This is a genomic window from Reyranella sp. (assembly GCF_965279625.1).
Lineage (GTDB): Bacteria > Pseudomonadota > Alphaproteobacteria > Reyranellales > Reyranellaceae > Reyranella.
In genome coordinates this window covers 3,549,649-3,568,690 of record NZ_OZ257251.1, presented here as the reverse complement: position 1 = coordinate 3,568,690, position 19,042 = coordinate 3,549,649, and the positions used below count along the sequence as shown (strand labels likewise).

General features: G+C 66.9%; 21 protein-coding genes. 16 read left to right on the top strand and 5 right to left on the bottom strand.

Translation table 11 applies throughout. The features are described 5' to 3' along the window. Nucleotides 1-18: 18 nt before the first annotated feature. A complete protein-coding gene (locus tag ACQY78_RS17285) occupies nucleotides 19-1,374 on the top strand; it encodes a tetratricopeptide repeat protein (RefSeq protein ID WP_428677053.1) in 1,356 nt (451 codons plus the stop codon). Further along, complete coding sequence (locus ACQY78_RS17280; protein WP_428677052.1) at nucleotides 1,371-2,054, top strand: YggS family pyridoxal phosphate-dependent enzyme; 684 nt, start codon at nucleotides 1,371-1,373, stop codon at nucleotides 2,052-2,054. Before ACQY78_RS17285 ends, ACQY78_RS17280 begins: the two co-directional genes overlap by 4 nt. Before the next feature lie 19 nt (nucleotides 2,055-2,073). On the opposite strand, the gene ACQY78_RS17275 is transcribed toward ACQY78_RS17280, so the two are convergent. Further along, nucleotides 2,074-3,015, bottom strand: coding sequence for an endonuclease/exonuclease/phosphatase family protein (locus tag ACQY78_RS17275; protein WP_428677050.1), 942 nt, complete (start codon nucleotides 3,013-3,015; stop codon nucleotides 2,074-2,076). A gap of 75 nt (nucleotides 3,016-3,090) precedes the next feature. Here ACQY78_RS17275 and mutM point away from each other — a divergent pair, with 75 nt between their 5' ends. The 9 genes from mutM to ACQY78_RS17230 all read left to right on the top strand — a co-directional run bounded on the left by mutM (nucleotide 3,091) and on the right by ACQY78_RS17230 (nucleotide 13,195). Further along, nucleotides 3,091-3,930, top strand: coding sequence for a bifunctional DNA-formamidopyrimidine glycosylase/DNA-(apurinic or apyrimidinic site) lyase (gene mutM, locus ACQY78_RS17270; RefSeq protein WP_428677048.1), 840 nt, complete (start codon nucleotides 3,091-3,093; stop codon nucleotides 3,928-3,930). 23 nt (nucleotides 3,931-3,953) lie between these two features. After that, nucleotides 3,954-4,736 (top strand): enoyl-CoA hydratase, encoded by a 783-nt coding sequence (locus tag ACQY78_RS17265; protein ID WP_428677046.1) that lies wholly within the window; start codon nucleotides 3,954-3,956, stop codon nucleotides 4,734-4,736. Nucleotides 4,737-4,811: 75 nt separating this feature from the next. Then, complete coding sequence (gene rpsT / locus ACQY78_RS17260) at nucleotides 4,812-5,075, top strand: 30S ribosomal protein S20 (RefSeq protein ID WP_428677044.1); 264 nt, start codon at nucleotides 4,812-4,814, stop codon at nucleotides 5,073-5,075. A gap of 592 nt (nucleotides 5,076-5,667) precedes the next feature. Then, nucleotides 5,668-6,132: a rhodanese-like domain-containing protein gene (locus ACQY78_RS17255; RefSeq protein WP_428677042.1), complete on the top strand. Its 465-nt coding sequence runs from the start codon at nucleotides 5,668-5,670 to the stop codon at nucleotides 6,130-6,132. 74 nt (nucleotides 6,133-6,206) lie between these two features. After that, complete coding sequence (gene dnaA, locus ACQY78_RS17250) at nucleotides 6,207-7,616, top strand: chromosomal replication initiator protein DnaA (RefSeq protein WP_428677041.1); 1,410 nt, start codon at nucleotides 6,207-6,209, stop codon at nucleotides 7,614-7,616. 204 nt (nucleotides 7,617-7,820) lie between these two features. After that, nucleotides 7,821-8,939, top strand: coding sequence for a DNA polymerase III subunit beta (dnaN, locus tag ACQY78_RS17245; protein WP_428677039.1), 1,119 nt, complete (start codon nucleotides 7,821-7,823; stop codon nucleotides 8,937-8,939). Further along, the gene (gene recF, locus ACQY78_RS17240; protein ID WP_428677038.1) at nucleotides 8,936-10,141 is read left to right on the top strand and encodes a DNA replication/repair protein RecF; all 1,206 of its coding nucleotides are present in this window, start codon (nucleotides 8,936-8,938) and stop codon (nucleotides 10,139-10,141) included. The genes dnaN and recF overlap by 4 nt, the downstream gene beginning before the upstream one ends. A gap of 23 nt (nucleotides 10,142-10,164) precedes the next feature. Next, nucleotides 10,165-12,606, top strand: coding sequence for a DNA topoisomerase (ATP-hydrolyzing) subunit B (gyrB, locus tag ACQY78_RS17235; RefSeq protein ID WP_428677037.1), 2,442 nt, complete (start codon nucleotides 10,165-10,167; stop codon nucleotides 12,604-12,606). Beyond that, nucleotides 12,599-13,195 (top strand): hypothetical protein, encoded by a 597-nt coding sequence (locus ACQY78_RS17230; protein WP_428677035.1) that lies wholly within the window; start codon nucleotides 12,599-12,601, stop codon nucleotides 13,193-13,195. Before gyrB ends, ACQY78_RS17230 begins: the two co-directional genes overlap by 8 nt. A gap of 23 nt (nucleotides 13,196-13,218) precedes the next feature. On the opposite strand, the gene ACQY78_RS17225 is transcribed toward ACQY78_RS17230, so the two are convergent. Beyond that, on the bottom strand, nucleotides 13,219-14,139 hold the full coding sequence (locus tag ACQY78_RS17225; protein ID WP_428677033.1) for a DMT family transporter: 921 nt from the start codon (nucleotides 14,137-14,139) through the stop codon (nucleotides 13,219-13,221). Between the two features lie 78 nt (nucleotides 14,140-14,217). Between ACQY78_RS17225 and ACQY78_RS17220 the strand changes: the two genes are divergently transcribed. From ACQY78_RS17220 to ACQY78_RS17205, 4 genes are read left to right on the top strand one after another with little or no spacing between them, the layout of a single operon-like run. Next, the gene (locus tag ACQY78_RS17220) at nucleotides 14,218-14,808 is read left to right on the top strand and encodes a TetR/AcrR family transcriptional regulator (protein ID WP_428677031.1); all 591 of its coding nucleotides are present in this window, start codon (nucleotides 14,218-14,220) and stop codon (nucleotides 14,806-14,808) included. 56 nt (nucleotides 14,809-14,864) lie between these two features. After that, complete coding sequence (locus ACQY78_RS17215) at nucleotides 14,865-15,194, top strand: DUF1330 domain-containing protein (protein ID WP_428686415.1); 330 nt, start codon at nucleotides 14,865-14,867, stop codon at nucleotides 15,192-15,194. A gap of 13 nt (nucleotides 15,195-15,207) precedes the next feature. Beyond that, nucleotides 15,208-15,672, top strand: coding sequence for a glycine/sarcosine/betaine reductase selenoprotein B family protein (locus ACQY78_RS17210; protein ID WP_428677030.1), 465 nt, complete (start codon nucleotides 15,208-15,210; stop codon nucleotides 15,670-15,672). Nucleotides 15,673-15,690: 18 nt separating this feature from the next. Then, the gene (locus ACQY78_RS17205; RefSeq protein WP_428677028.1) at nucleotides 15,691-16,380 is read left to right on the top strand and encodes a hypothetical protein; all 690 of its coding nucleotides are present in this window, start codon (nucleotides 15,691-15,693) and stop codon (nucleotides 16,378-16,380) included. Here ACQY78_RS17205 and ACQY78_RS17200 read toward each other — a convergent pair. Continuing rightward, entirely contained in the window at nucleotides 16,377-16,772 is a 396-nt protein-coding gene (locus tag ACQY78_RS17200; RefSeq protein ID WP_428677027.1) for a PaaI family thioesterase, read from the bottom strand. The genes ACQY78_RS17205 and ACQY78_RS17200 overlap by 4 nt on opposite strands. A 22-nt stretch (nucleotides 16,773-16,794) precedes the next feature. After that, on the bottom strand, nucleotides 16,795-17,214 hold the full coding sequence (locus ACQY78_RS17195; RefSeq protein WP_428677025.1) for a hypothetical protein: 420 nt from the start codon (nucleotides 17,212-17,214) through the stop codon (nucleotides 16,795-16,797). Nucleotides 17,215-17,323: 109 nt separating this feature from the next. Between ACQY78_RS17195 and ACQY78_RS17190 the strand changes: the two genes are divergently transcribed. Further along, entirely contained in the window at nucleotides 17,324-18,166 is an 843-nt protein-coding gene (locus tag ACQY78_RS17190; protein ID WP_428677023.1) for a helix-turn-helix domain-containing protein, read from the top strand. Here the strand turns inward: ACQY78_RS17190 and ACQY78_RS17185 are convergent. Beyond that, a complete protein-coding gene (locus ACQY78_RS17185; protein WP_428677021.1) occupies nucleotides 18,141-19,040 on the bottom strand; it encodes an aldose 1-epimerase family protein in 900 nt (299 codons plus the stop codon). The two genes, ACQY78_RS17190 and ACQY78_RS17185, sit on opposite strands and share 26 nt — an antisense overlap. Nucleotides 19,041-19,042: the final 2 nt, after the last annotated feature.

Sequence of the window (19,042 nt, the reverse complement as noted above, 5' to 3'; positions counted from 1 at the left end):
GGGTCTACACAGCCCGCCATGGCCATCGCGCCCCCCCTTCGGCCCAACGGCCCGCCCCAACCCGATCCCGACCTCCAGACCGGCCTCCAGTATCTGCGCGCCGGCTGGTACGACCGCGCCGAGCTGCTGTTCAAGAGCGCCTTGGTCCGGCACGGCGACCGTCCCGACATCCTGCACTATCTCGCCGTCTGCCTGTCGCAGCGCGGGGCCGTGAAGGAAGCCGAGAAGCTATGGCGCAAGGCCGTGGCGAAGGATCCGAACGAGCCGATGCTGCTCTACAATCTCGGTCTCGCCGCCCGGCGCCTCGGCAATCTCGACGAGGCGGCGCGCCGGTTCCGGGACACGGTCCGCCAGGCCCCCACCCATGTCGAGGCACGGCTGGCGCTGGCCTCGGTCCATATGGACACCGGCCGCTTCGCCGCCGCCGAGCGCGAACTGTCGGAATTCGTGGCCAATGTCGACCGCGCCATCCATGAACACCAGACCGACGAGCTGAAGCCGCTTCAGGCGCGCGCCCGAAACATGCTGGGCTATGCGCTCTATCGCCTGGGCCGGCATTCGGCGGCGATCGAAGTGTTCGACATGGCCTTGCAGGATGCCGGCGACAATGCTGAGCGCCGCGGCCAGATTCTCGGCGACCGCGCGCTCTCGCTGGCGGCCCTCGGCCACTATGACGAAGCCATTGCCGAGGCCGGCCGGGCGCTCGAGCTGGCGCCGACCAGCGCCACGCTCAATCATACGCTGGGCTACGTCCTCTATTTTAGCGGCCACCCGAGCGACGCCATCGCGATGATCGAGAAGGCGCTCGAACTCGATCCGGCGTTCGGCGCAGCCTACAACACCCTGGCGCTGGCCCGTGCGGCCGCCGGCCAGACCGAGCAGGCCGCCGAGATTCTCGGGAAGGTCCTTGAACGCAACCCTCTCGACCAGGAGACGATCCTCCAGCTCTCCAACCTGCATCTGCAGGTCGGGCGCTTCGACGAAGCCACCCGGATTCTGGAGCCCTACCTGAAGGCCGTGTCGGGCGACGCCCGCGTGATGAACAACCAAGGTCTGGCGCTGCTCGGTCTCAAGCGCTTCGACGACGCGAGGCGCATCCTGAAGAAGGCTGCGAAGATTTCACCGGACGAGCCCTTCGTGCAGACCAACTACGGTCGTGCCCTGATGGGCCTGGGCCGGGCCGGCGAAGCGCGCCCGCACCATGAGCAGGCGTTGCGTGCCCTGCCGAACGATACGCGGTTGCTGGCCCACTATGGCATCTGCCTCGCAGCGCTGGGCGAGCTCGACAGGGCCCGCGAAACCCTCGACGCCGCCCTGGCGGCCGACCCGAACAACGAGGAAGCCCTGCTCGCGCGCGCAGGCCTCGACGCATGAGCAGCGGCGCCGATCGTCTGGCCGAGGTCAAGGGCCACATCGCCGAGGCGGCGCTCGCTTCGGGTCGTTCAGCCTCCGACGTCACCCTCGTCGCCGTCTCGAAGACGCATGGCGCGGACCGCGTTCGCGAACTTCTGGAAGTCGGCCATCGCGTGTTCGGCGAGAACCGCGTCCAGGAAGCCGAAGGCAAGTTCCCGGAGCTCAAGGCGGCATGGCCCGATCTCGAATTGCACCTGATCGGCCCGCTGCAGACCAACAAGGCGCGCGACGCCGTCGCGCTGTTCGATGTCATACAGTCGGTCGACCGCGACCGGCTGGCCGCAGCGCTCGTCAAGGAGATGGAAAAGCTCGGCCGTCGGCCGGCCTGCTATATCCAGGTCAACACCGGCGAGGAGCCGCAGAAAGCCGGCATTCTCCCGAAGGATGTCGACGCCTTCGTCGCCCAGTGTCGCGACCAGTACAAGCTGCCGATCGTCGGCCTGATGTGCATCCCGCCGGTCGACGAGGAGCCGGCCCTGCATTTCGCGCTGCTGGCCAAGATGGCGGCCCGCAACGGCCTGGCCAAGTTGAGCATGGGCATGAGCGCCGATTACGAGACCGCGGTCCGGATGGGCGCCACCCATGTCCGCGTCGGCAGCGCCCTGTTCGGCACCCGTCCGCCGCTGCAGCCCGCGTCCTAGGGCCGGATCGAACCCGAGATCAGGGCGCGATCTTCAGATCCAGGATCAGCGGCAGGTGGTCGCTGCCGATGTCCGGTCCCACACGGCGACTGACGATACCGATTCCGGCGCCGATGAGCGCGTGGTCGATGGGGAGTCCGATCCCGGTATTGGCCAGCCACCAGGTCGCGATCGACGGCGAGGTTCGCGGTCGCTCGGCCGGCAGGATGGCCGTGTCCCACAATCCGCTTTGCGTCGTCAGCCGCTCGAAAGCCGGTGAAAACGGCGTGAGATTGAGATCGCCCACCAGGACGACGCGCTCGCCCTCGTCGACATGCCGGCGCGCCACGGCCGCGGCATGGGTGAGTTGGCGGTCGCGGGCGTCGGTCCAGGACGAGCCGGGCCGCCAGGCATGCAGGCCGAGGAGCGTGAGACAACCCGCTTCCACCGGGCACAGCCGCGCCACCATCAACGGCGCGTAGTCGCCCATCGTCAGATCGAATTTCAGCGACTCGGGTGGTTTCTTGGCGAGCAGCATTATGCCGAACACGTTGGCGCGCGGAGGTGCCGACTGGAAGGGCAGCAAGCGCGCCACGTCGCGCAGGACGGCGTCGTGAACCGGGTCGAGTTCCGTGAACACCACGATATCGGGCTTTTCCGTCTCGATGAGACGCCGCAGGGCGTCCAGATCGGTGTTCCGATGATGCAGGTTCGCCCAGATGAGGCGCACCACGGGGCCGCTCTGAGGCTGAAGATCGGTCGGCGGCAGGTGGACGTGGGGCCACACGACCGAAAAGCTCGCAGCGGCGACCAAAGACGACAGCCCGGCCGTCCCCCATTGGTGGAGGCTGACCGCCACCAAGCCAAGGGCCACGCTCGCCAACAGGAAATGGACATGGAAATGAGTGAGCAGCTCGAACGCCCAGTGCCAGGGCGCCAGCCAGGACAGGGCCGCCACCAGCGAAAGACCGATGACGAGCATGGTCAGGCCCGGTCGCAGGACGTTTAATGCTCGTTGTTGCCACCTCATCGACCGCACTGTACATGGCCGGCGCTCATGCCCGAACTTCCTGAAGTAGAGACCGTCCGGCGCGGGCTGATGCCGCGTCTGGTCGGCCGGCGCATCGTCCGGCTGCAGCAGCGCCGCCCCGACCTCCGGGTGCCGATGCCCGCGAAATTCGCCTCCAGGGTCGAGGGCCGCACGGTCAAGGGCATCGACCGGCGTGCAAAGTACCTGCTGATCCGCCTCGACGACGGCCAGACGCTGATCGTCCATCTCGGCATGTCGGGCCGCATGACCCTGCACGATGCCGAAAGCGCCGCCAGCCATCCGCTCGGCCGGCATGACCATGTCGTGTTCGACATGGACGATGGGTGGCAGGTCCGGTTCAACGACGCCCGCCGCTTCGGGCTGATGGTGCTGGTGGCCGACGAGGCCGTGGCCCAGCACAAGTACTTCAAGAGCCTGGGCCCGGAGCCGCTGGACGAGGCCTTCACCGGCGATGTCCTGGCCGCGCGCCTCACCGGCCGCAAGACGCCCATCAAGGCGGCGCTGCTCGACCAGAAGACCCTGGTGGGCGTGGGCAATATATATGCGTGCGAGGCGCTGTTCCTGGCCGGCATCTCGCCGCGCCGGTCCGCTCGCACGGTCAAGGGAGAGCGCGCGGGTCGCCTCGTCGACGCGATCAAGCTCGTGCTGAACCGTTCGATCGCGGACGGAGGGTCGACCCTGCGCGACCATGTTCAGCCCGGCGGCGAACTCGGCTATTTCCAGACGCGCTTCAATGTCTACGACCGGGCCGGCATCGCCTGCCCGACACGTGACTGCGGCCATACGGTTCGCCGTCTCGTGCAGGCCGGCAGATCCACCTTCTATTGCGCCCGCTGCCAGCGCTAAGACACGATCGAGGAGATGAGGAAATGACCACGGCATACGAGAACATCCAGACGGAAACCAAGGGCCGGGTCGGCATCATCCGGCTGAACCGTCCGAAGGCACTGAACGCGCTCTGTGCCGATCTGGTGCGCGAGCTCGGTCAGGCGCTCGACGCGTTCGAAGCCGATCCCGGCATCGGCTGCATGGTCCTTACCGGAAGCGACAAGGCGTTCGCGGCCGGCGCCGATATCAAGGAGATGAAGGAGAAGACCTACCAGGACGTCTTCCTGCAGGACTTCATCACCGTCGGCTGGGAGCGGGTGAGCCAGGTCCGCAAGCCGATCGTCGCCGCCGTTGCCGGCTACGCCCTGGGCGGCGGCTGCGAGATGGCCATGATGTGCGACTTCATCATTGCTGCGGACAACGCCAAGTTCGGCCAGCCCGAGATCACACTGGGCACCATCCCCGGCGCGGGCGGCACCCAGCGCCTGCCGCGCTTCGTCGGAAAGTCGAAAGCGATGGACATGGTCCTGACCGGCCGCATGATGGACGCGGCCGAAGCCGAGCGCTGCGGCCTGGTCAGTCGCGTCGTGCCGCTGGCGCAGCTGATGGACGACGCCATCGCCACCGCCGAGAAAATCGCGGGCATGTCGCTGCCCGCCACCATGGTCGCCAAGGAAGCCGTCAATCGCGCCTTCGAGACGACCCTTTCGGAAGGCGTCCGCTTCGAGCGCCGGACATTTCACGCGACTTTTGCCTTCGACGACCGGTCCGAAGGCATGGCGGCCTTCGCCGAAAAGCGCAAGCCGGGCTGGAAACACCGCTGATTTGGCGGTTTTGGCGCGCTTGACCGGCCTCCATGCGGCCCGTATAAGCGCGCCCTTCGAGCAACGAGGACTATTATGGCTAATCACAAGTCGGCCGAGAAGCGCGCCCGCCAGACCGAGCGCCGCACCGCCGTGAATACGGCCCGCCGCAGCCGCGTCCGCGGATCGGTGAAGAAGGTCGAAGAGGCGATTGCGTCCGGCGACAAGAAAGCCGCCCAGGAGGCGCTGCGTCTGGCTCAGCCGGAAATCCAGCGTGGCGCCGTCAAGCGCATCGTGACCAAGAACGCTGCCTCGCGTCGTGTGTCGCGTCTGTCGGCGCGCATCAAGGCGATGGCCTGACGCTTCCCGCCTCTTCGCTTCAGAGATTGTGAACGCCGCTCCTTCGAGCGGCGTTTTCTTTTGTGGCGATGACGAAGCCGAGACTCATTGGCGAAAAAAAATCTCAGCTCTTTTCTTCAATGATCATTTGGTCGTCGATTGGCCGACTGACATACGATTCGAATTTATCGAACGATGCGCGCCGACGAGCGCTAGATGTTGAGCGACACAACGCGACGTGTGGTTCGCAAAAACGTGTCGAACAACTTGTCAATCGAGTCACCCCGCGAAGTGGCTGAATAGCGTGTGGTGTTCGGCGAGTGAATCGTTTGCGCGCTTCGGAGAGTCTGGATAAGACTCTGGCCATCGCGACGGGGCGTGGGGCGCTTGGATCGCGAGCCAGATGGAGAAGAGGGGATTCCTCTCCATCGAAACGACGAACGTGGGAGACAGGTACACAACGCTTCGCAAGTTCGACGATCGATAAGAAGATGAAGCGTCCCATAAGCGACGCTCGCTGAAAATCCCTCGTTCCCTCTTGCCGTGTTGTGTGTCGCCTTCGTTTGGTGGCTCGTCAGACAACGCCTCGCTTCGACGAATGAAAGCGGGGGCCATGTCGAAAGACAACAAGATCGCAGACACATTCGAAGTGTCCCCCGCTGCCGGCTACGCCGGTGACGTGAGTCCTGCGGTAGCCTGGAAGATTCTCGGCGAACACAAGGACGCGATCCTGATCGACGTACGCACCCGCGCCGAGTGGAACTATGTGGGTGTGCCCGATCTGGCCAGCCTGGAGAAGAAGCCGGCGCTGGTCGAATGGCAGATCTTTCCGAGCATGCAGGTCAATCCGGAATTCGTCGACGCCCTTTCGGGAGCGCTGGCGGACAAGACGGTCCCGCTGCTCTTTCTGTGTCGAAGTGGGGTCAGATCGGTCGCGGCGGCGAAAGCCATCTCCGCGGCCGGATACAGTACGTGTCTCAATGTGGCAGACGGCTTTGAGGGGCCCCTCGATGCGCACGGCAAGCGCGGCGCAGCGAGGGGATGGAAGGCAGCGGGGCTTCCGTGGAGACAAACGTGAATCGAATTCAATCGCCGATCCAAGGCAACAATAACAACGCAGCATTCGAGACTAACATCGTGGCGGGGGCAGGTATGGATGAAGGGGCGGGCCGAAAGGAGCTTGAAGCGCACTGGGCGCGCGTCTGTGATCGGCTTCGCAAGGAAATCGGAGACAAGGCCTTCAAGACGTGGTTCGGGGAGGTCGAGCTGGGTGAACTGAAGGACGGCAAGCTGCGTCTCTACGCCCCGACGCGCTTCGTGCGCGACTGGGTCGGCCGTCACTATGGCGACCGCGTGCTCGCCTACTGGCAGTCGGTGATGCCCGAAGTGAAGAACGTCGAGGTGAACCTCGTGCCGCCGCCGGCCCCGCGCCGTCCGAACGAGATCATCGCGATGCCGCCCGTGCCGTCGTCGCAGAACCACCAGCCGCCGATGCCCCGCATGGGCCCCTCGATCGGCCGCGGCGCCGACGAACTCTCGCAGGCTCCCGAGGGCCGCTACACCTTCGCGAACTTCGTGGTCGGCAAGCCCAACGAGTTCGCCTATGCCGCGGCGCGCAACATCTCCGAACAGGACATGCCGCTTCCCGAGCGCAACCCGCTCTACATTTTCGGCGGCGTCGGGCTCGGCAAGACCCACCTGATGCATGCGATCTGGCACGTCATCCGCGAGCGCGATCCCAAGACCCGCGTTCTCTACCTGACGGCCGAGAGCTTCGTGAACCGCTTCATCCAGGCGCTGCGCACCAAGAACACCGGACAGTTCAAGGAACTCTTCCGCAACGTCGACGTGCTGATGGTCGACGACGTGCAGTTCATCTGCGGCAAGGAAGCGAGCCAGGACGAATTCTTCTTCACGTTCAATTCGCTGGTGGAGCAGAACAAGCAGATCATCCTGTCCTCGGAGAAGCCGCCGAGCGAGCTGCAGGACATCGAGGAGCGCATGCGTTCGCGCCTCGGCAGCGGCCTCGTTGCCGACATCCATTCCTCGACCTACGAGCTGCGCCTGTCGATCCTGCAGACCAAGGCCGAGAATGCCCGCGTGCCGGTGCCGGCGAACGTGCTCGAGTTCCTCGCGCACAAGATCAGCACCAACATCCGCGAGCTCGAGGGCGCGCTGAACCGCGTCGTCGCGCACGGCCAGCTGATCGGCCGCGAGATCACCGTCGAGATGGCGCAGGACGTGCTGCACGACCTGCTGCGCCAGGCCGATCGCAAGGTCACGGTCGACGAGATCCAGCAGCGGGTCGCCTCGCACTACAACATCAAGCTCGCCGAAATGAGCTCGCCCCGGCGCGCGCGCTCGGTGGCACGGCCGCGCCAGGTTGCCATGTATCTGGCCAAGCAGCTCACGACGCTGAGCCTGCCGCAGATCGGCAAGCGCTTCGGCAACCGCGACCACACCACGGTCATGCACGCCGTGCGCAAGATCGAGGAACTCAAGGTCTCCGACCTGTCGATCGCCGAGGACGTCGAACTGCTCAAACGGCAGCTGCAGGGCTGAGCGCTTCGGACGCGTTCGGAGGCGGGCCCCGAAAGGGGCCCGTTCTGCGTCGGGATGGCCCTAAGGGCCTCAAAATACGGGCGAATTCGCTTCCCGATGCGACATCGCGTGGTATAGTCTCCGACCGTTCCGCCGGGACTTCCGCAGCCGGCGAAACGGGGTGTCTGAACCGCGTATTTTGGCCCTCGTTATAGCGACCAACCCATGAAACTGACGATCGAACGGGCAGCCCTTCTGAAGGCGCTTGCCCATGTGCAGAGTGTGGTCGAACGGCGGAACACGATCCCCATTCTGTCCAACGTCCTGGTCACCGCTCACAAGGGCCGGCTGAGCCTTGCCGCGACCGACATGGACCTGGCGATCACCGAGTCGGTGGAAGCGAACGCGTCCAAGACCGGATCCACCACGGCGCCGGCCCACACGCTCTACGAGATCGTCCGCAAGCTGCCCGATGGCTCCCAGGTCGAACTTGAAACGGCCTCGGACGACAGCAGCCTGGTCATCCGGGCCGGTCGCTCGCGCTTCACGCTCCAGTGCCTGCCGGCGGCCGACTTCCCGGCGATGAGCGAGGGCGACCTGCCGCACCGGTTCCAGCTTCCGGCGACCGACCTCAAGGGCATCATCGACCGCACCCGGTTCGCGATTTCCAACGAGGAAACCCGCTATTACCTGAACGGAATCTACTTCCACGCCGCGACCGTGGGCGGGACTCAGGTCCTGCGCGGGGTGGCGACCGACGGCCATCGCCTCGCCCGGGTCGAGGTGCCGCTGCCCAAGGGCGCCGGCGAGATCCCAGGCGTGATCGTGCCGCGCAAGACCGTGGGCGAGGTCCGCAAGCTGCTCGACGAGAGCGATGGTACGGTCGATGTCGAGCTCAGCGACACCCGGATCCGCTTCTCCAGCGGCAACGTCACCCTGGTCAGCAAGCTGATCGACGGCACCTTCCCCGACTACGAGCGGGTCATCCCGACCGGCAACGACAAGGTCCTGAACGTGCCGTGCAAGGAATTCGCGCACGCCGTCGACCGCGTCTCGACCATCTCCACGGAAAAGTCGCGGGCCATCAAGCTGGCCGTCGCGAAGGGCGTCGTCACGCTCTCGGCCACCAGCCCCGATGCCGGCAGCGCCACCGAGGAGATCGAGGTCGAATACAAGGATACGGCCCTCGAGATCGGATTCAATTCGCGTTACCTGCTGGACATCACCGAGCAGATCGCGGGCGCCGAAGCGCGCTTCCTGATGGCCGATGCCGGGTCGCCCACCCTGGTGCGCGACGGTGCCGACGAGAGCGCGCTCTACGTGCTCATGCCGATGCGGGTATGACGGCACAGGCCATCAGCGCCCTCGCCTATTCTTCCGACGCCGTATCGGGCGCTGCGCCGGCACTCCTCGCCGTGCGCCAGCTTCGCCTTACCCATTTCCGCAACTACCGGCAGCTCCGTCTCGATTGCGGCTTCGAGCCCGTCGTCCTGGTCGGCCCCAACGGGGCGGGCAAGACCAACCTGCTCGAGGCGCTGTCCTACCTCGTGCCCGGCCGCGGCCTTCGGCGCGCCCGGCTCGACGATGTCTGCTGCCGTTCCCGCGCCGGTGACCCTCCGGCCGCCGGCTGGGCCGTCGCGGCGACCCTGGATACGCCCGACGGTCGGGTCGCCATCGGCACCGGGCTCGAAGCCGGCCGCAGCGACGGCGGCCTGCCCCGCCGTGTCGTGCGGATCGACGGCCGGCCGATGCAGAGCCAGACCGCACTCGGCCAGCATGTTGCGGCGGTGTGGCTGACGCCGCAGCTCGACCGCCTGTTCCTCGACGGCGCGTCGGAGCGCCGGCGCTTCCTCGACCGGCTGGTGACGGCGCTGCACCCGGAACATGCCGGCGACGTCGCGGCTTACGAGAATGCGATGCGCCAGCGGGCGCGGCTGCTCGGCGAAGGCAATCGCGATCCGCACTGGTTCACGGCCCTGGAAGACACGATGGCCCGCCACGGTGTGGCCCTGGCCGCGGCGCGCGCCGACACGGTGCAGCGTCTCGACGCCGCCGCGCGGCTGGGCGTCGGCCCCTTCCCGAGAGCGTCCCTGACGATGGCCGGCGAGGTCGACGGCTGGGTGGCCACGATGGCGGCGATCGATGTCGAGGACCGTCTGCGCCGCGAACTGGCCGCGAGCCGGTCGCGCGATGCCGAAGCCGGCATCACCTCGTACGGCCCCCATCGCAGCGACCTCGCGGTGCGCCATCTCGATCTCGACCTGCCGGCGGCCGAAGGCTCGACCGGCCAGCAGAAGGCCGTCCTTGTCTCGATCGCGCTGGCACATGCAAGGCTGGTGGCCCTGTCGCGCAACCGGCCGCCGCTGCTGCTGCTCGATGAAATCGCGGCCCATCTCGACGCGGAACGCCGTCTGGCGCTGTTCGACGAGGTGGTGGCGCTCGGCGTCCAGAGCTGGATGACCGGCACCGATGCCGAACTCTTTGCGCCGCTTGCCGGTCGCGCGCAGATCCTGCGCGTCGTCGACGGCTCGATCGCGGCGGTCTGAACACCTTTCCGAAAGCCAGGACCATGAGCGACAACGACATCACGCCGGGCGCCGAGGATTACGGCGCGGACTCCATCAAGGTGCTGCGCGGACTCGAAGCCGTGCGCAAACGCCCAGGCATGTATATCGGCGACACCGATGACGGGACCGGCCTGCACCACATGGTCTACGAGATCGTCGACAACGCGATCGACGAGGCGCTGGCCGGCTACTGCGACAAGGTCCACGTCATCCTGCACGGCGACGGCTCGGTCACGGTGCGCGACAACGGCCGCGGCGTGCCGACCGACATCCACAAGGAAGAGGGGATTTCGGCCGCCAACGTGATCTTCACGCAGCTCCATGCCGGCGGAAAGTTCGACCAGAATTCCTACAAGGTGTCGGGCGGCCTGCACGGCGTCGGCGCGGCCGTGGTGAACGCGCTGTCCCAGCGCCTCGACCTGCGCATCTGGCGCAACGGCAAGGAACACCACCTGATCTTCCGGCACGGCGAGCCGGAGGGCGACCTGAAGATCGTGGGCGAAGCCGACCAGGGTCAGCATGGCACGGAAGTGACGTTCCTGCCCTCGACCGGCACCTTCACCAAGACCGAATTCGACTTCGCCACACTCGAGCACCGGCTGCGCGAACTCGCGTTCCTGAACTCCGGTGTCCGCATCGTGCTGACCGACGAGCGCGGCGCCGAGCAGAAGGTCTCCGAGCTGTTCTACGAAGGCGGCGTCGAGGCCTTCGCCAAGTATCTCGACCGCAACAAGTCGGTACTGCACGACCCGCCGGTGTCGATCCGCGGCGAGAAGGACGGCATCACCGTCGAAGTCGCGATGCAGTGGAACGACAGCTATCACGAGACGATGCTGTGCTTCACCAACAACATCCCGCAGCGCGACGGCGGCACCCACCTCGCCGGCTTCCGCGGCGCGCTCACGCGCACGCTGAACAAGTACGCCGACGAGAGCGGCATCTCCAAGAAGGAGAAGGTCGGCCTCACGGGCGACGACATGCGCGAGGGCCTGACCTGCGTGCTCTCGGTCAAGGTGCCGGACCCGAAATTCTCCTCGCAGACCAAGGACAAGCTGGTCTCCTCGGAAGTGCGCCCGGTCGTCGAGTCCGTCGTTGGCGACAAGTTCGGCCAGTGGCTGGAGGAGCATCCCTCCGAGACGCGCAAGATCCTGACCAAGGTCGTCGAGGCCGCCGCCGCCCGCGAGGCCGCGAAGAAAGCCCGCGAACTGACCCGCCGCAAGGGCGCGCTCGACGTCTCCTCGCTGCCCGGCAAGCTCGCGGACTGCCAGGAGCGCGATCCGGCGCTGTCCGAACTGTTCATCGTCGAGGGCGATTCGGCCGGCGGTTCGGCCAAGCAGGGCCGCAACCGCGCCAACCAGGCGATCCTGCCGTTGCGCGGCAAGATTCTGAACGTCGAGCGGGCGCGCTTCGACAAGATGCTGGGCTCGGCGGAAATCGGCACGCTGATCACGGCGCTCGGCACCGGCATCGGCCATGACGACTTCAACCTCGACAAGCTGCGCTACCACAAGATCATCATCATGACGGACGCCGACGTCGACGGCTCCCATATCCGCACGCTGCTGATGACGTTCTTCTATCGCCAGATGCGCGACCTGATCGAGCGTGGCCACCTCTACATCGCCCAGCCGCCGCTGTTCAAAGCGGCCAAGGGCAAGTCGGCCATCTATCTCAAGGACGAACGCGCGCTCGACGACCATCTGATCCAGACCGGCCTGGAGGGCGCCACGCTGCAGCTCGGCGACGGCAGTGTCCTCGCCAAGGACGATCTGCGTCACACGGCGGACATTGCCCGCTCGGTGACCAATCTCGTGAAGCCGCTGGCCCTGTCGCGCCGCGTCACCAGCCAGGCCGTGATCGAGCAGGCGGCAATCGCGGGCGCCCTCAAGCCCGACGTGCTGGCCGATCCCACGCTCGCCAAGCAGACGGCCGACTACATCGCCAAGCGCCTCGATGTCGTCAGCCCGCCGCTCGAGAGGGGCTGGACCGGCGAGCCGATCGCGGACGGCGGTCTCGCCTTCACGCGCCGTCTGCGGGGCGTCACCGAGCGGCACGTGATCGATGGACCGCTCACCCGCAGCGCCGAGGCGCGCAAGCTCGACGCGCTGGCCGACGAATTGCAGTCCGTCTACGAGAAGCCCGGCCTGTTCGCGGTGAAGGACAAGGAGACGAGGATCTCTTCGCCGACGGAGCTGTTCGCCGCCATCCTCGAGGCGGGCCGCAAGGGCGTGACGATCCAGCGCTACAAGGGGCTGGGCGAAATGAATCCCGATCAGCTCTGGGAGACCACCCTCGATCCCGAGGCGCGCACGCTCCTGCAGGTCCGCATCAACCACGCCGACGAAGCCGACGAAATTTTCTCGACCCTGATGGGCGACGTGGTCGAGCCGCGCCGCGATTTCATCCAGGAAAATGCGCTGAAGGTCGCGAACCTCGATGTCTAGAACCGTATCCGTCCTGCTGATGGCCGCCGTGCTCGCCGTCGCAGGAGCCCTCCCCGCGACCGCGCAGACCCAGTCGACGGCGCCGACAGCCAACGCCGGCACCAGGCTCAACTTCCCCGCGAGCCTGGGCGGCGCCACCTTCGAGCGCTCGGTCAACTATGCCGCGCCTCCGGCCAACAATCCCGGCCAGGGCACGGCCTACTACTATTCGACGCCGAAGCGGCTGACCATCAGTGTCCAGGTCTTCGACCTCGGCCGCCGGGTGCCGGCTGGCAGCGACAATCCGGTGGTGACCGGCCAGTTCAACGCGGAGGTCAGCTCGGCCGAGCAGCAGTTCAAGCACGCGGGCTACACCAGCTTTCAGAAGCCGTCGGTGCCGTCGAGCTGCACCTACGGCGCGGTAACCTTCCGCTGCCTCACCTACAGCGGCCTCACCCAGGCCAATTCGCGGGTCTACAGCAAGCTGCTGCTGACCGGCTTTCGCGACCACTTCATCAAGATCCGGGTCGACTGGGCGCAGTCGCACCAGCAGACCGCCGGCGATGCCGATGCCGCGTTGCAGGCCTTCGTCCCGGCCCTGATGCGCTGAGCCCGCCATGCGCGGGCCTTGCGTCAGCGCAGGCCGAGCCGCCGGAACGTTCCGACCGTCGTCAGCAGGCCCAGCGTGACCAGACAGAGGCCGCCGATCTGCAGGGCGCCGGGGATTTCACCCACGATCGGGATCCCGACCAATACCGACAGAGCCGGCACGATGGCCGGAAACAGCACGGCGCGGCTCACGCCGAGGAAGATCACGGCCTGGCTGTAGGCGATCATCGTGATGGCGCCTTGCAGGCCGCCCTGCACCAGCCCCTGGAAGGCCAGCATCCCGAGCGGCAGCGCCTGCAGGTGGGCGATGCCCATGACCGCCAGGTAGAGCGGCGTCGTAATCATGAACGACAGCACCGCCACCACCGCTGTCGCCTGCAGGGCGGGCAGGCGCCAGTGCCGCAGAAGCAGGGTGAAGCCTGCCCATAGCACGCTCGAGGCGAAGAACAGGAGATCGCCCAGCCAGGCGCGTTCGCCCGCGGGTTGGGTAAGCCCGTCCCAGCCGATGAGGAAGATGCCCATCAGCACGACGGCGGCGCCGATCAGATGGTTGCGGCTCAAGCGCTCGCGCAGGAACAGCGCGGCGCCGATGGTGCTGACGATGGTGACGGTGGAGGGCGCGATCACCGCCCCATGGGCGAGCGGCGCGTACCCATAACCGCCGGTCTGCAGCAACGCAAAGGGCGCACCGCCCAGCAGCGTGAGGATCAACGAGCGACGGAAGCCGATCCCGGCGAAGTCCCTCACGCCATATCGCAAGAGCAGCGGTAGCATGATCGCGCCGGCCACGACGTAGCGGGCGAAGATCATGTCGACGGCGCCCAAGCCGCCCAGAATGCCCGCACGCGCCGAGGCGAACGACAGCGACGCTCCGAGCGCCATGATGGAGCCGCACAGGAAGCCCCACTGGTCGCGTGTGATCCGTGCCGGTGTCGAATCGCCCATGCACCTCGCTAGCACGCAGCGGGCCAGAGGCACACGAATTTTGGTGCAATCGATCCAGAATCACGCTCTTATCCCTCGATGGCTCGCCTCAGGGAATTCGATGAGGACCGTGCGCTCGATGCCGCGGTCGACTGTTTCTGGAGTCGCGGCTACGAGGCCACGTCGGTGCGCGACCTCGCGCGCGAGATGGGGATCGGCGGCGCCAGCCTTTACAATGCCTTCGGCGGCAAACGCGCCCTGTTTGCGCGCGTCCTCGAACGGTACGCCAACCGATCGACCCGCGAGCGCATCGCGCGCCTCGAGGCCGGCCATCGTCCCCGCGAGGCGATCCGCGCGTTCCTGGCCGAGGTGATCGACCGGTCGATCAAGGACCGCGACTGCAAGGGCTGCCTGCTGGTGAATTCCGCGCTCGACGTGGCACCGCACGACGCCGAACTCGGCCGCGTGGTCACCGGCTATCTCGAGGAGATCCGCGCGTTCTTTCGGCGCAATGTCGAGGCGGCAAGCGAAGCCGGCGAGACGCCGCCCGGCACCGATGCCGAGACCCTCTCCATCCACCTGCTGGGCGTGCTGATGGGCATGCGGGTCCTGGCGCGCACCGGCGCGCGGCAGCGCACACTCGAAGCGGTGGTCCAGCCGGCGCTCGACCTTCTGGGGAGGCCGCATTGATCGACCATCTGAACGATGCCGCCCTGAGCGCGCTGCCGGACGACGTTCCCGTGGTCATGCTGAACCTGATGCGCTTCCGCGAGCGTTCGCTCGACGGCAAGGGAAGCGGATGGGACGCCTACCTGCGCTACAGCGCGCTCACCATAAAACTGATCAAGGCCCAGGGCGGCACCATCATCTGGACCGGCGACGCCGAGGCGGTGGCGCTGGGCGAGCCGGACCGGCATCGCTGGGACTACGTGGCGCTGGTCCGCTATCCCTCGCGCGCGGCCTTCCTCGCCATGATGACGTCGCCCGAATACGCGGCGGCCAATGTCGAACGCGAGAACGGCTGCATCGACCACGCCATCGTCGCCACGCGCGAGACCTATCGGAAATTCACATGAGGAGCACGACACCATGGTGAAACGTCTCAGCGAGATGCCCGAGGTCGAGGCCCACCATCTCCGGCGCATCGAGTGTCCCACGTTCGACGACACGCCTGCGCTGTCCGGCAAGCCGCTCGCGCAGCGCCGCGTCGCGCTGATCTCGACCGCGGGCCTGCACCGGCGCGGCGACCGGCCGTTCCGTCCCGGCGACGGCAGCTACCGCGTCATTCCGGCGGAGACCCCGGCGCGCGACCTGGTCATGAGCCACATCTCGGTGAACTTCGACCGCACCGGCTTCCAGCAGGATCACAACGTCGCCTTCCCGATCGATCGACTGCGCGAGCTGGTCGAAGAGCGCGTCGTCGGCTCGATGGCCTCGATGCACTATTCGTTCATGGGCGCCTTTCCGCCCGATGCGGCCGAGCCGCATGCCCAGCATCTCGCCGGCCTGCTGAAACAGGATGCCGTCGACGCGGCTCTGCTCGTTCCCGTTTGACCCGCCTGCACGCGCGCCGTGGGCGCGCTGGGGCACTTCCTCGAGCGTCAGGGCATTCCGACCGCCAGCATCAGCCTGGTTCGGGAGCACACCGAAACCATCCGTCCGCCGCGCGCCCTCTGGGTCACGTTCGAGCTCGGCCGGCCGCTTGGCATTCCCGACGATCCCGACTTTCAGCGACGCGTTTTGCGCGCGACGGCGGAGCTGCTGGAGCGCACCGACGGACCGTTGATCGCCGACTATCCTGAGCACGTTGCCGAAGAGGCCGACTTCACCGGCTGGGCCTGTCCGATCAACCTGGCACCCCAGGCGACCGACACGCTTGCGGCCGAGATCGACCGTCTGGCGACCTGGCACGATCAGAGCGTCGCGCGAACCGGCCGCACCACCGTGGGCGTCTCCGGCCTCGACATGCCGGCGGCGGGCGCTCTTCTCTCCGCCGCCCTGGCCGGCGATCTGCCGTCCGCGCAAGCGCTCAAGGAAGCAGTCGACGATCTGCGGGCCTACTATCTGGAGGCGGCTTCGGCCTTTCCCGATCCCGGCACGTCGAAGAAGCGCAAGGCGTGGCTGTGGGACGAGACGCTGTTCGGCAAGGCGCTGCTCGACCTGCAGCCCAAGCTGGCCGCGAGTGAAGACCCGCAGCACAGGATTCTCGGCAACCTGACCTTGATCCCGGCGACCGAGCGCCACCGGCTGGCCAAGGCCTAGAGCACCATCTGCGTCTGCGTCACCACCGCCACGAGCTTGCCCTCGGCGGTGGTGATGCGGGTGGTCCACACCATGGTGCGGCGGCCGCAATGGATCGGCGTGGTCTCGCCGATCACCGTGGTGCCGACCGGGGCCGGCCCCACGAAGTTGGTCTTGCTCTCGATCGTCGTCGTGCCCTTGCCCTCGGGCAGGTTGAGCACGGTGGCGGCGGCGCCCAGCGTGTCGGCGAAGGCCATCACCGCGCCGCCGTGCAGGATGGCGGGCCGCGTGCAGAGCTCGGGGCGGACGACCATCTCGGCCTTCACCCCGGTCTCGCTCGCTTCCGTGAACTTCAGCCCCAGAACTTCGGCGAAGGGCAGCTTGATGTCGTTCAGGAGCTGAAGCCTGTCCATGATGGTTTCCTCCAGTCAGCGTCTAGTGGGCGGTGCTGATGCGGCGCAGGCCGAGATACTCGAGGATCGCGAGGTCGGCCACGATCAGCGCGACCACGACGATGCCCGCGATGCCGGCCAGGGTCCAGGAAGCCGGCAGCATCAGGATGACGGCACTGATCGCGACCCAGGAAGCGTCGAGAAGGAAGATCGCCCGGGCCCAGCCCAAGGGCATCTCGGGGCGTGACGCGACCCAGCCGCACACTGCGCCAAAGGCCACGAAGCCCAGCCCCAGTACTTCCAGCACAATGGCGAGATCCAGGCCCAGCACCTGGAGGGGCGCGTGGGTGGCCATCTTCGCGAGGGGAGTGGCCAGGGCGGCCAGGACGGCGCCGGAGCCCACGGACAGGATGGCGTTGGCCCAGAGCGTGCGGCGGAGCAGGCGATCGGATGAAGCAGTCATGTCGTCCTCCTTTGGTTGCGGACGACCTGGAAATCGCATTGGCGCAGCGGTTCCTCAATTACGCAGGAGGTAATCGGCGGACCCGCGGGCCGGTGTTAGGGTTCGCGCCATGAGCACCCCCACAGCTTCCGCACCGGCCGTCCCGGTCGACACGTTCGGTCCCATGCTGCGCGCCTGGCGCCGGCGCCGTGGCGCCAGCCAGCTCTCGCTGGCGCTGCAGTCCGGCGTCTCGCAGCGCCATGTCAGCTTCCTCGAATCGGGCCGCGCCCGCCCGAGTCGAGAGATGGTGGTCCAGCTTTCGACCGCGCTCGACGTGCCGCTGCGCCAGCGCAACGAGATGCTGCTGGCGGCGGGTTTCGCGCCGGCCTATCGCGAGAGCAACCTCGCCGCGCCCGAACTCGCGCCGGTCCGCCAGGCCCTCGACTTCATGCTGAAACAGCAGGAGCCCTACCCTGCCGTCGTGATCGACCGGCTGTGGAACCTGCTGCAGGCCAACGAGGCGGCCAACGCGTTTACCGTTTTCCTGTTCGAAGGCATGCCGCCCGCGCCGCCGCCCGGCAAGGGTCCGAACCTGCTGCGCTGGATCCTCGATCCCAGGGCTCTGCGCCCCAAGATTTCCAACTGGGAGGAGGTCGCGCGCTATCTCGTGTCGACGACCTATGCTGAGATCCTGGCGGCCGGCGGCGAGCCTCGGGCGCTGGCCTTCATCGAGGAGATCATGGCCTATCCCGACGTGCCCGCCTCGTTCCGCAAGCTGCGCTTCGAGGAGCGGCCTGCGCCGGTACTGACGGTCGACTATCTGGTGGGCGGCAAGGCGCTCTCGGTGTTCACCACCATCGCCACCCTGGGAACGCCGCAGGACATCACCCTGCAGGAAGTCCGCGTCGAGAGCTTCTTCCCTGCCGACGACCGCAGCGACGCGCTGTTCAGGAGTCTCGCCGCAAAACGCTGATCGACATCGCGAAGGTCTCGGTCTCGCGCGGTGCGATGGCGACGATGCCGGGTTTGTCGGCCAGCTCGCCGTCGAAGCCTTCGGGGCTGGCATGGCCCTGCCACGGCTCGATGCAGACATAGCCGGCGCCGGGCTTGGTCCAGATGCCGAGATGGGGCATGCGCGGGAAGTCGACGCGGATGGCTTCGCCATAGACGACGCTGCGGCTTGTCAGCGTGTCGAAGACCAGCGCGCCGTCTTCGAACAGATCGTCGTGCAGCAGGAGGTGGCGGTCGCGGACCCGCGTCGGGAACTGCGCCGCACTCAGCAGGCCGTCGATGGGCCGGCGGATCGGCGCAGGCTCGTCCCGCTCGAAGACGATCTCGTGCGCCGCCCGTGGTTTGCCGTAGGGCAGCGGCCAGCGCAGCGCAGGATGAAAGCCGAACGAGGCCGGCATGAGGACAACCCCGGTGTTCGTGACCTCGGCTTCCATGTAGAGGGTCGCGCCTTCGATCCGGTAGGTGACGTCGAGGCGAAACTCGAACGGATATTGGCGACGCGTTGCTTCGCTCGATTCGAGCCGCCAGGTGCAGGACGCGGCGTCGGACCGGACAAGCGCGAAGGTCGAGGTGCGGGCAAAACCATGGCGGCCGATTTCGTAGGCCTTGCCGGCCACCTTGAGCCGATTGCCCGTCACCTCACCGACAATGGGAAACAGCAGCGGCGAGCGGCCGTTCCAGACGGCGGGATTGCCGTCCCATAACAGATCGGCGCCGGTGCGATCCTGCAGACGCACCAGCTCGGCACCGGTGGCGGAAATTTCGGCGCTGAGCGCGGCGGTGGAGATCGAGACGGGGGAATTCGAGACGGGGGAATTCGAGACGGGGGAGGCCATGG

What these genes read in the sequence shown, in the direction of transcription:
- ACQY78_RS17255 (WP_428677042.1), top strand. Translation starts at nt 5,668, where the DNA reads ATGTCGAAAGACAACAAGATCGCAGACACATTCGAAGTGTCCCCCGCT.
- ACQY78_RS17185 (WP_428677021.1), bottom strand. Translation starts at nt 19,040, where the DNA reads ATGGCCTCCCCCGTCTCGAATTCCCCCGTCTCGAATTCCCCCGTCTCG.
- ACQY78_RS17225 (WP_428677033.1), bottom strand. Translation starts at nt 14,139, where the DNA reads ATGGGCGATTCGACACCGGCACGGATCACACGCGACCAGTGGGGCTTC.
- gyrB (WP_428677037.1), top strand. Translation starts at nt 10,165, where the DNA reads ATGAGCGACAACGACATCACGCCGGGCGCCGAGGATTACGGCGCGGAC.
- ACQY78_RS17210 (WP_428677030.1), top strand. Translation starts at nt 15,208, where the DNA reads ATGGTGAAACGTCTCAGCGAGATGCCCGAGGTCGAGGCCCACCATCTC.
- ACQY78_RS17280 (WP_428677052.1), top strand. Translation starts at nt 1,371, where the DNA reads ATGAGCAGCGGCGCCGATCGTCTGGCCGAGGTCAAGGGCCACATCGCC.
- ACQY78_RS17275 (WP_428677050.1), bottom strand. Translation starts at nt 3,015, where the DNA reads ATGCTCGTCATCGGTCTTTCGCTGGTGGCGGCCCTGTCCTGGCTGGCG.
- mutM (WP_428677048.1), top strand. Translation starts at nt 3,091, where the DNA reads ATGCCCGAACTTCCTGAAGTAGAGACCGTCCGGCGCGGGCTGATGCCG.
- ACQY78_RS17200 (WP_428677027.1), bottom strand. Translation starts at nt 16,772, where the DNA reads ATGGACAGGCTTCAGCTCCTGAACGACATCAAGCTGCCCTTCGCCGAA.
- ACQY78_RS17230 (WP_428677035.1), top strand. Translation starts at nt 12,599, where the DNA reads ATGTCTAGAACCGTATCCGTCCTGCTGATGGCCGCCGTGCTCGCCGTC.
- dnaN (WP_428677039.1), top strand. Translation starts at nt 7,821, where the DNA reads ATGAAACTGACGATCGAACGGGCAGCCCTTCTGAAGGCGCTTGCCCAT.
- ACQY78_RS17265 (WP_428677046.1), top strand. Translation starts at nt 3,954, where the DNA reads ATGACCACGGCATACGAGAACATCCAGACGGAAACCAAGGGCCGGGTC.
- ACQY78_RS17220 (WP_428677031.1), top strand. Translation starts at nt 14,218, where the DNA reads ATGGCTCGCCTCAGGGAATTCGATGAGGACCGTGCGCTCGATGCCGCG.
- ACQY78_RS17195 (WP_428677025.1), bottom strand. Translation starts at nt 17,214, where the DNA reads ATGACTGCTTCATCCGATCGCCTGCTCCGCCGCACGCTCTGGGCCAAC.
- dnaA (WP_428677041.1), top strand. Translation starts at nt 6,207, where the DNA reads ATGGATGAAGGGGCGGGCCGAAAGGAGCTTGAAGCGCACTGGGCGCGC.
- rpsT (WP_428677044.1), top strand. Translation starts at nt 4,812, where the DNA reads ATGGCTAATCACAAGTCGGCCGAGAAGCGCGCCCGCCAGACCGAGCGC.
- recF (WP_428677038.1), top strand. Translation starts at nt 8,936, where the DNA reads ATGACGGCACAGGCCATCAGCGCCCTCGCCTATTCTTCCGACGCCGTA.
- ACQY78_RS17215 (WP_428686415.1), top strand. Translation starts at nt 14,865, where the DNA reads ATGCTGAACCTGATGCGCTTCCGCGAGCGTTCGCTCGACGGCAAGGGA.
- ACQY78_RS17285 (WP_428677053.1), top strand. Translation starts at nt 19, where the DNA reads ATGGCCATCGCGCCCCCCCTTCGGCCCAACGGCCCGCCCCAACCCGAT.
- ACQY78_RS17190 (WP_428677023.1), top strand. Translation starts at nt 17,324, where the DNA reads ATGAGCACCCCCACAGCTTCCGCACCGGCCGTCCCGGTCGACACGTTC.